Origin of the sequence: Nostoc sp., from assembly GCF_036919815.1 — a bacterium.
Taxonomy (GTDB): domain Bacteria; phylum Cyanobacteriota; class Cyanobacteriia; order Cyanobacteriales; family Nostocaceae; genus Nostoc.
In genome coordinates, this window is the sequence record NZ_JBALCE010000018.1 from 1 (window position 1) to 9,191 (window position 9,191).

Here is a 9,191-nt window from a genome sequence, read left to right on the forward strand (position 1 = left end):
TTTTCAAGACAGCCGCCGTCGGTGCGCCGGATGCTCTAAACGCCTGTGGAGAACTCGTAAGTCCTGGATTACTTCAGGCGGAGATCGTTGAAGCAGGAATCGCGTGACTTTTAGTCATGCGAGGTTCAAAATTAGAGATAATACTTATGGCATAAATCTTCTGATAGAGAGACGATAACAAGCTGAAATTGTATTCTGTTAACAATGTCATTTTAAGGAAAATGCTTGCTAGAAAAAGTGATATTCTCTAAAGAATTTAAGTTAAGAGAATTACTCAATATTATTACCAACAAAAACAGAATGGAGTAAATAAATGAAGTTTGTCGTAAGACGCCGCAGATTGGGTCAATTGATGATCGTCACCACAGTAGCGGCTACGATTAGTAATTTTGTAGGGAAAGCTGTAGCACAAACTCAAGTAAAAAAAACTACTCCAATGCTGGCAACTTCGACACCGGAGACGATGAAGGTGACGCTACAAGTGAACGGAACAGCACATAGTTTGCAGATTGAACCGCGTGTTACTTTACTTGATGCACTTCGGGAATATATCGGGCTAATTGGGACTAAAAAAGGTTGTGATCATGGTCAGTGTGGTGCTTGCACGGTGCTGGTTGATGGGCATCGGATTAATTCCTGCCTGACATTGGCGATTATGCACACCGACGCCGCGATCGCAACTATTGAAGGGCTGGAGCAAGGAAACAATTTACACCCGATGCAAGCTGCGTTTCTTGCCCACGATGCGTTTCAGTGCGGCTACTGCACACCCGGACAGATTTGTTCGGCGGTGGGTTTGGTGAACGAGGGACACGCTAAATCGGATGTTGACATTCGAGAACTGATGAGCGGGAATATCTGTCGTTGTGGTGCTTATCCAAATATCGTGGCTGCTGTCCGCGATGTCTTAGAGGGGAAAAAAGATGCAGCCGTTTAGCTATAAGAAAATCGGACAAGTGGATAATGCCGTGGCGTTGGTAACTCCAGAGGTGGAAGCGGCTTACTTGGCAGGGGGTACAAGCTTAATTGATTTGATGAAGCTGAATGTACAGACGCCAAAAGAGTTGGTAGATATCAACCCCCTACCGCTAACCAAGATAGAAATGCAGGGTAACGGTGTGCGGATTGGAGCAATGGCACGTAATAGCGACCTTGCATATAATGCGCTAATTCAAGAGCGTTATCCGGTGCTATCAGAGGCGTTGCTATCTGGGGCATCACCGCAATTGCGAAATATGGCGACAGTGGGCGGGAATTTACTGCAACGTACCCGTTGTTACTACTTCCGTGATCCAGCTTTCCCCTGTAATAAGCGCGTTCCCGGTTCAGGTTGTCCAGCAATCGAGGGTTACAACCGCATTCACGCAATTTTCGGCGGTAGCGATCGCTGTATAGCCACCCATCCTTCCGATATGGCGGTGGCAATGATCGCACTTGATGCAGTTGTGCAAACACAAGGACCCAAGGGAGAGCGGAGTATTCCGCTTAGAGATTTTCATCTCCTACCGGGCGATACACCAGAAAGAGAGACAGTTTTAGAACACGGAGAGTTAATTGTTGGCGTTAACTTACCGGGTTCAACCTTTGCGAAGCGATCGCATTATTTAAAAGTCCGCGATCGCGCCTCCTATGCCTTTGCAATGACATCAGTTGCGGCAGCATTAGATATTCAAAATGGGATCATTCGCTCGGCACGCATTGCTCTTGGTGGCGTGGGAACAAAGCCCTGGCGTGCCTACGAAGCGGAAAAAGCCCTTTTGAACCAGCCCGCAAATCAGGCAACATTTCAAGCAGCAGCGATCGCTGCGATCGCTGGGGCTAAACCTCAAAAATACAACGGCTTTAAGGTCGAACTGGCTAAACGCACAATTGTTAAGGCGCTGACAACCGTGGGAGGGATGGCATGAATACAGGGGATAGAAATACAGTTGTCGGCAAACCGCTAAATCGAGTTGATGGACACCTGAAAGTAACTGGTGGCGCCCGTTATTCAGCTGAGTTTCCGGTTGCCAGGCTTACTTATGCGGTGACAATTCAAAGCACGATCGCCAAAGGTAAGATTGCCCAAATTGATACAAAAGCGGCGGAACAAGTACCGGGTGTATTAGCAATAATTACCCACCTGAATGCACCGAAGGCATCGGGAGAAAAGGGCGGCGGTCACAAGGTGCAAGTCCTGCAAGATAACGTTGTGCTGTATAGTGGTCAGCATATTGGTGTCGTGGTTGCCGATACCTTTGAACGAGCTATGTACGCAGCCTCACTGGTGCAAGTTCGCTATGACGAAGAGAAACCGACGATTAATATGCGGGACAACCTCGCTAAGGCATACTTACCTAAAAGTAAAATGCCTGGAGAGGAGCCGCCCGATTTAGCTCACGGCAATGTCAACCAGGGACTAGCGGCGCCGGCTGTCCGCGTCGAGCAAACCTATACTACACCGATCGAAAATCACAATCCAATGGAGCCTCATGCCACAACCGCAGTTTGGCAAGGCGATCAACTGCTGCTATATGATGCAACTCAGGGAATCTTTTCCACTCAACAAAAAGTTGCGGCGGTATTAGGAATTGAGCCAGAGAAAATCCGCATTATGTCTTACTTTGTGGGCGGTGGCTTTGGCTGCAAAGGATCGACTTGGTCGCACGTGCCTCTAGCGGCGATCGCCGCAAAGCAAGTTAATCGCCCAGTAAAATTAGTTCTGGGACGGATACAGATGTATGGGCCTGTGGGCTTCCGACCAGAGACAATTCAACAGGTTTCTCTAGGTGCAACCCGCGAAGGCAAATTAACCGCTCTGCGACACGCCGGCACATCGCAGACTTCAACTTTCGATGAATTTATCGAACCTGTTGGTAAAAGCGCCCGGATGCTCTACGCTTGCCCGAATATCGAAACTAGCCACCGTCTGGTTGAACTTGATCAAGGAACACCAACCTATATGCGGGCGCCAGGCGAAGCTTCTGGGTCTTTTGCCTTAGAATCGGCAATGGACGAACTAGCTTATGCGCTGAATATCGATCCGGTGGAACTGCGTCTACGTAACTATGCTGATGTCGATCCCAGTAAAGGAATACCTTGGTCGAGCAAGTCACTTAAAGAGTGTTACAGATTAGGCGCAGAAAAGTTTGGCTGGCAAAAGCGCAATCCTCAGCCCCGTTCGATGCGTGATGGTAATTATTTGATCGGTTGGGGTATGGCGACAGCTACTTATCCTACCAACCGCTCTCCAGCATCGGCGATCGCTCAGATTATGGCAGATGGTACAGCCGTTGTGCAGAGCGGTTCGCAAGATATTGGTACAGGGACTTATACTGTAATGACTCAAGTCGCGGCTGAAGCACTCGGTCTACCAGTTAACAAAGTCCGCTTTGAACTAGGCGATACTAAGATGCCAAAAACCCCCGTTTCCGGTGGTTCGCAAACTGCCGCTAGTGTAAGTTCGGCGGTGCATTTAGCCGGAAATCAAGCTCGCAGTCAGCTTTTGCAACTAGCACTTGCCGATCAAAAATCGCCGCTTTATAGTTCAAAAGCTGAAGATGTGATTGCCCAAGATGGCAGCTTTTTCTTAAAAAATAAATCGTCTGCAACCGAAACTTATCAGGCAATCTTGGCACGGCAGGGAATGAAAATGATCGAAGCGCGTGCAGATGCCAAGCCTGGAGAGGAACAAAAGAAGTTCTCAATGCACGCATTTGGATCGCAATTTGCCGAAGTCCGCGTTAACCCTGATTCCGGCGAAGTGCGAGTAACGCGCTGGGTGGGAACTTTTGGCGTAGGACGCGTACTCAATGCGAAAACAGCCAACAGTCAGCTGATTGGTGGGATTGTCTATGGTATTGGCATGGCGTTAATGGAACACACGGTAACAGACCCTCATCGAGGGCGGGTTGTCAATGCCGATTTAGCTGAATATCACGTACCAGTGAATGCAGACGTTCCCCCAATTGAGGTGTTGTTTGTTGATGAACACGATCCATATATCAACCCCCTTGGTGTCAAAGGAATTGGTGAAATCGGGATTACTGGAACTGCGGCGGCGATCGCTAACGCTGTCTATCATGCCACAGGTAAGCGCATCCGCGATTTGCCAATTACATTAGACAAACTGCTGTAGATCAGACCTCTTGCATAAATCAAAAATAAGAAAGAACCCCACCCCGCCAAAGCTACGCGTTGTCTCCCCTCCCCGCAAGCGGGGAGGGGTTGGGGGTGGGGTTCTTTTATTATGGGTAATTTGGCGGACATGATATTACGAATTATTTTAACTGGCGAGCGCAACTAGCTTTTTACGAGAAGGACGCTTGCGATCTGATTTTTTCTTCAGTCCCACAGCCTGAGCCTGATCGCTATCTGAACCATATTGCCCGCGCACGACTTCTTTCATCGCTAATACAGTATTATGATATTCCCATTCTGCTAATCGGGCAGCATCAGCAGCAGCACGGTATAAAGCTAGTTTCTCGGTTTCAGTTTGTTGAGAAATCAACATCGCCTGATAAACTTCCTGTAACTTTGCAGCCGAAGCATCAGCACGAGTCGTGTTATAGTTGCTGACGGTTTGCAAACCGTGCAATGAGCTAATATCTTGACTAATGGTTTGAGGGCGCAAACGGCGGTTTGTATCTTGGATAGTCATAAATGCATCTACCAATATAGTATACATTTAATGTACCCATTGTAACTAAAAAGCTATCAGTAAGATAAAGTTTTAAATTGGGCAAGTTTAAATAAAAGGTAAGCATTGTGAATGCATCGGCTTGCATTGCCAATGCATCGACTTGCATTGTGAATGCATCGGCTTGCATTGTGAATGCATCGACTTGCATTGTGAATGCATCGGCTTGCATTGTGAATGCATCGGCTTGCATTGTGAATGCATCGGCTTGCATTGGCAATGCATCGCCTTGCATTGCCAATGCATCGGCTTGCATTGTGAATGCATCTTACGAGGTAGGTTTCAAAACACCCCTTAGTTAGAGTCCTTGTACCAGATTATCGTGGTACTATACGGCTCATTCCTGTAGTTTGGTTTGTAATTTGTAATTTCAACTTGGCATCTTCAGCATTAGTGGTCAAACTCAACTGTGCGATCGCGCTTGTTTTTTATTCGACGTTGCAAAATATAGCTTTACTTAAGGAGAGCATTAATTATGTCCAACTTCAAAATACTTTCTACTGGTATAGTAGCGATCGCTTTATCTCTGGCGACTGGTTGCACACCAACTACTCCCCATGACCAGAATACATCTGAAGCTCCACCTGCTACAACTCTACCTGTACAAGCAACTGAGAGTCCATCCCCAACAGGATCACCAACTCCATCAGGGCAAAATACCCCCAGTTCTTCAGACAAACAGTTTATGAAAGAAGCCGCTCAAGGTGGTTTGGCAGAAGTTCAACTAGGACAACTAGCATCAAAACGTGCAGTTAGTAAGGCGGTAAAAGACTATGGACAGCGCATGGTTCAAGATCATACCCCAGTGAATAATCAACTCAAACAGTTGGCAAATCAAAAAGGTGTGACACTGCCAACTACTATCGGCACCCAAAATCAGCAAGTGAAGCAACGCTTATCCAAACTTTCTGGTGCTAAATTTGATCGCGGATATATGAATCAGATGCTTCAAGATCATAAAAAGGATGTTTCCGCATTTGAAAAGGAAGCTCAACAGGGACAAGATACCGATGTGAAAGCATTTGCGGCTCAAGCCCTACCAACCCTCAAAGAACACCTGCAACAGGCTAGTTCTATTGTTAATCCTGGAGCTCCAACCAGCACCTCAACTCCAACTAGCACCTCAACTCCAACTAGCACCCCAACTCCAACTGGTACCCCAACTCCAACTAGCACCCCAACTCCAACCACTACCCCGTAAGGCAATACGCTTGGGTTAAGACTTGATCCCCCCAACCCCCTTTAAAAAGGGGGACTAAGAATGGCTTATTTTCCCCTTAAAAAAGGGGGGCTAAGAATAGCTTATTTTCCCCCTTTTTAAGGGGGACTAAGGGGGATCTCCAATAATTTTAAGACTTACGCAAAACTATACGCGGTAGGGGCAATTTATGTATTGCCTCTATCTAAAAATCATTCTTTTCAGCTATTGTTTGCGTAAATCCTGAATTTATTCCTTAGAGTTCTCCAAGTACAGTTTTGCGTAAAAGTGTAGCATTTTTAATTGCAGGGTATTCCCAAATTTAATTCACTAGGAATTGCTGTACTAAATCCTAAATTTCATCATTAACGAACCACAATGTCTGAATTGTTTAAAGGAGAATTTTAAGGAACCACGATGTCTAAATTGTTTAAAGGAGAATTTTCTCGTCGTCAGATTTTGACTACTGCTGGATTAGGAGCAATTTCAGCCGCCGCAATTGGTAGTATGGGCGAAGAGGTTGCTGCCCAAGAGCCAACTCAACAAGCCACCCCACGCGGAGGCGCCTTACCGCCTCAGATTGAGTTTCCGTCGATCTCGGCATCAACCGAAGTTGAAACAGGGGGGCCACCAACTGCATTACCGCCAGAGCGACGTTTGGGGTTTGCGATCGTCGGACTTGGCAGACTGACATTAGAAGAAATCATGCCAGCATTTGCAGAATGTAAACTAGCCAAGCCAACTGCATTAGTTAGTGGCGATGCTGCCAAAGCCAATCAAGTTGCACAGCAGTATGGCATCAAACCGCAGAACGTTTACAACTATCAGAATTACGACAATCTCCGCAACAATCCAGAAGTTGATGTAATCTATATTGTATTGCCCAATAGTATGCACCGAGAATATACGGTGCGTGGTGCGAAAGCAGGCAAGCACATTCTCTGTGAGAAGCCGATGGCAACCACGGTGGAAGATTGTCAACAGATGATCGACGCGTGCAAAAGCGCCAATCGCAAGCTGATGATTGCTTATCGCTGCCAATATGAGCCGCACCATCGCGCCATGATTCAGATGATTCGCAGCAAAGAATTGGGAACTGTGAAGGTGATTCAGGCAGATAACGGCCAAAACCAAGGCGGTGACTTAAACCAGTGGCGATTGAAACGTGCCTTAGCTGGAGGTGGTTCTTTACCGGATGTCGGAATTTACTGTTTAAATGCAACTCGCTATTTGACAGGAGAGGAACCGATCGCAATTAGCGCCCAAATCTTCAGCACTCCTGGTGATCCGCGCTTCCAAGAAGTAGAAGAAAGTGTTACCTTTCAGATGCGCTTTCCCAGTGGTATACTAGCGATTTGCTCCACCAGCTACGGCTTTCACGAAGCGCGTCGGTTTCGCGTCTTCGGCTCTGATGCTTGGGCGCAACTCGATCCGGCGTTCTCTTACAACGGTTTGCGGATGATGATTTCACGCAAATCGCCCACCAACAAGATGGCAGAAAACATTAGTGAAGTGCGGATGGGTGAGAAGAACCAGTTCGCTTTAGAAATTGATCACATGGCAGATTGTGTGATTGGGAATAAACAACCCCATACCCCTGGTGAAGAAGGTTTGCAAGACCAAAAACTGATGGCGTTGATTTACGAAGCCGCACAAACAGGTAAAACGATCGCTCTACCTCGGATGTCAGGATTGGATGTCACTCGTGGCCCTGCTCCCAGAATGCTGAAGTAAATAAGTGCATACTGTAGTCATGACAACCTCTGCTTGAAGTCCACTCCCTAAATCTTTTAGGACTTACGCAAAATATCCTCAAACTCTGATTTCTCTGTGCCCGGTTATTGAGCGAAGTCGAAATACTGTGCCTCTGTGGTAGCCTGCGGCAAGCCTCTTCTCTACGAGATGCACTCGCGTTTGTGTCTACGTTATTCCGTAACTTGTGCGTAAGTCCTATCTTTAGAACTAGTATTGCAAACAGAAAAATAAGCAATCAAATGAACGAATTACAAGCAATTTTAGAAGGCTTCGAGTTAAGTCAAAAAAGTAGTGAAATCACTTTCCTGGCGACTGTAGTTAAAACTCAAGGTTCAACCTATCGCCGACCGGGTGCTAAAATGTTGATCACAAATACAGGTCGGATGATCGGAACAATCAGCGCTGGTTGCTTGGAAAACGACGTATTTGAGCATACTCAACAACGAATGTCAGACGGTGAACCAATTGTTGTTAGTTACGATAACACCGCCTCTGAAGATATTCTTTGGGGCTTTGGTTTGGGATGCAATGGGATAGTGCAAGTTCTGATCGAACGTCTTGAGAGAGAAAGTACACCGAATGCGATCGCTTTTATCCAGGAGTGCTTTCATAAAAAACATTTGGGTATTATTGCTACAGTCTTTGCCTTTGAAGGTGCAGTAAACGTCAAACTTGGGTCACGCTTATTGCTGTATCCAAATGATAAATTTATCACTGACATCAAAGATCCGAATTTAATTCACTCTCTGATTGCTGATGCTCAAGCAGCCTTTACTAATCAAAAGTCAAGCGTAAACAACTATCAGTTACCTTTAGGTAGTGCAGAAGTTTTCATTGAAGTTATCCAACCACCCACGCCTTTAGTAATATTTGGTGCAGGTTATGACGCTGTACCTGTAGCACAGTTTGCTGAAGCATTAGGTTGGGACGTTATTATAGTCGATTGTCGAGCTAATGAGGCAACTAAAGAACGATTTCCTGCTTCTTGTGATGTGATTCTTAGTCGGCGAGAAATTGTAGATAAACAGGTATTTATAGATGACTACACAGTTGCTGTGGTGATGACGCATAATTACCTTGACGACCTGGAAATTTTGAAAATGTTGCTGCCATCTCCTGCACGTTACATCGGGGTTTTAGGCCCAAAGCTGCGTACTGAAAGATTCCTGGAAGATTTACACCTGCAAGGAATAGTTTATACTACTGAACAATTAAAAAGATTGCATGGCCCGATTGGGATTGATATCGGAGCAGATACACCTGAAGGAATAGCGATCGCAATTATTGCGGAAATTCAAGCAGTGCTAACAAATCGCAGTGGGAATTTTTTAAAAAATCGCCATCAACCAATTCACCAATCCTATGAAACCATACAGCAGTTTTCATGTATTTGAACCACATCTGTTGTAGTGGCACAACAATGCTGTGCCCTTACCGCTTACCACCTAGTTTTTATCTGTTATGGTATTTACAGCAATTTGATATCAAACCAGCCACAAAGATTGTAAACTTTAAAGATGTAAAAAAACAGATTATTTAGAGATGGCAGCATATTCGATT

General features: G+C 45.9%; 8 protein-coding genes. 6 read left to right on the forward strand and 2 right to left on the reverse strand.

Features of this window, described 5'->3' with window-relative positions; all coding sequences use genetic code 11:
- Positions 1–313 precede the first annotated feature (313 nt).
- Genes V7K15_RS05765 through V7K15_RS05775 form a run of 3 tightly spaced genes read left to right on the forward strand, consistent with a single transcriptional unit; the run spans position 314 to position 4,117 of the window.
- Positions 314–937 (forward strand): (2Fe-2S)-binding protein, encoded by a 624-nt coding sequence (locus V7K15_RS05765; RefSeq protein ID WP_334903820.1) that lies wholly within the window; start codon positions 314–316, stop codon positions 935–937.
- Positions 924–1,907 carry an FAD binding domain-containing protein gene (locus V7K15_RS05770; RefSeq protein ID WP_334903822.1) on the forward strand — a complete coding sequence of 328 codons (984 nt, stop codon included), beginning with the start codon at positions 924–926 and terminating at the stop codon, positions 1,905–1,907. The genes V7K15_RS05765 and V7K15_RS05770 overlap by 14 nt, the downstream gene beginning before the upstream one ends.
- Positions 1,904–4,117 (forward strand): xanthine dehydrogenase family protein molybdopterin-binding subunit, encoded by a 2,214-nt coding sequence (locus V7K15_RS05775; protein WP_334903824.1) that lies wholly within the window; start codon positions 1,904–1,906, stop codon positions 4,115–4,117. Before V7K15_RS05770 ends, V7K15_RS05775 begins: the two co-directional genes overlap by 4 nt.
- Before the next feature lie 147 nt (positions 4,118–4,264).
- Here the strand turns inward: V7K15_RS05775 and V7K15_RS05780 are convergent, their stop codons facing one another.
- Together V7K15_RS05780 and V7K15_RS05785 are read right to left on the reverse strand one after the other, a co-directional pair.
- Entirely contained in the window at positions 4,265–4,639 is a 375-nt protein-coding gene (locus V7K15_RS05780; RefSeq protein WP_334903825.1) for a hypothetical protein, read from the reverse strand.
- Positions 4,593–4,934 (reverse strand): hypothetical protein, encoded by a 342-nt coding sequence (locus V7K15_RS05785; RefSeq protein WP_334903827.1) that lies wholly within the window; start codon positions 4,932–4,934, stop codon positions 4,593–4,595. Before V7K15_RS05785 ends, V7K15_RS05780 begins: the two co-directional genes overlap by 47 nt.
- Positions 4,935–5,153: 219 nt before the next feature.
- Here V7K15_RS05785 and V7K15_RS05790 point away from each other — a divergent pair, with 219 nt between their 5' ends.
- The 3 genes from V7K15_RS05790 to V7K15_RS05800 all read left to right on the forward strand — a co-directional run bounded on the left by V7K15_RS05790 (position 5,154) and on the right by V7K15_RS05800 (position 9,025).
- On the forward strand, positions 5,154–5,879 hold the full coding sequence (locus V7K15_RS05790; protein ID WP_334903830.1) for a DUF4142 domain-containing protein: 726 nt from the start codon (positions 5,154–5,156) through the stop codon (positions 5,877–5,879).
- A 414-nt stretch (positions 5,880–6,293) separates the two neighbouring features.
- A complete protein-coding gene (locus V7K15_RS05795; RefSeq protein WP_334903832.1) occupies positions 6,294–7,610 on the forward strand; it encodes a Gfo/Idh/MocA family protein in 1,317 nt (438 codons plus the stop codon).
- A gap of 260 nt (positions 7,611–7,870) precedes the next feature.
- A complete protein-coding gene (locus V7K15_RS05800; protein WP_334903834.1) occupies positions 7,871–9,025 on the forward strand; it encodes an XdhC family protein in 1,155 nt (384 codons plus the stop codon).
- The last annotated feature ends 166 nt before the right edge of the window (positions 9,026–9,191 follow it).

Coding starts and splice junctions, on each gene's coding strand:
- V7K15_RS05800 (WP_334903834.1), top strand. CDS start 7,871: ATGAACGAATTACAAGCAATTTTAGAAGGCTTCGAGTTAAGTCAAAAA.
- V7K15_RS05790 (WP_334903830.1), top strand. CDS start 5,154: ATGTCCAACTTCAAAATACTTTCTACTGGTATAGTAGCGATCGCTTTA.
- V7K15_RS05795 (WP_334903832.1), top strand. CDS start 6,294: ATGTCTAAATTGTTTAAAGGAGAATTTTCTCGTCGTCAGATTTTGACT.
- V7K15_RS05765 (WP_334903820.1), top strand. CDS start 314: ATGAAGTTTGTCGTAAGACGCCGCAGATTGGGTCAATTGATGATCGTC.
- V7K15_RS05775 (WP_334903824.1), top strand. CDS start 1,904: ATGAATACAGGGGATAGAAATACAGTTGTCGGCAAACCGCTAAATCGA.
- V7K15_RS05770 (WP_334903822.1), top strand. CDS start 924: ATGCAGCCGTTTAGCTATAAGAAAATCGGACAAGTGGATAATGCCGTG.
- V7K15_RS05780 (WP_334903825.1), bottom strand. CDS start 4,639: ATGACTATCCAAGATACAAACCGCCGTTTGCGCCCTCAAACCATTAGT.
- V7K15_RS05785 (WP_334903827.1), bottom strand. CDS start 4,934: ATGCAAGCCGATGCATTGGCAATGCAAGGCGATGCATTGCCAATGCAA.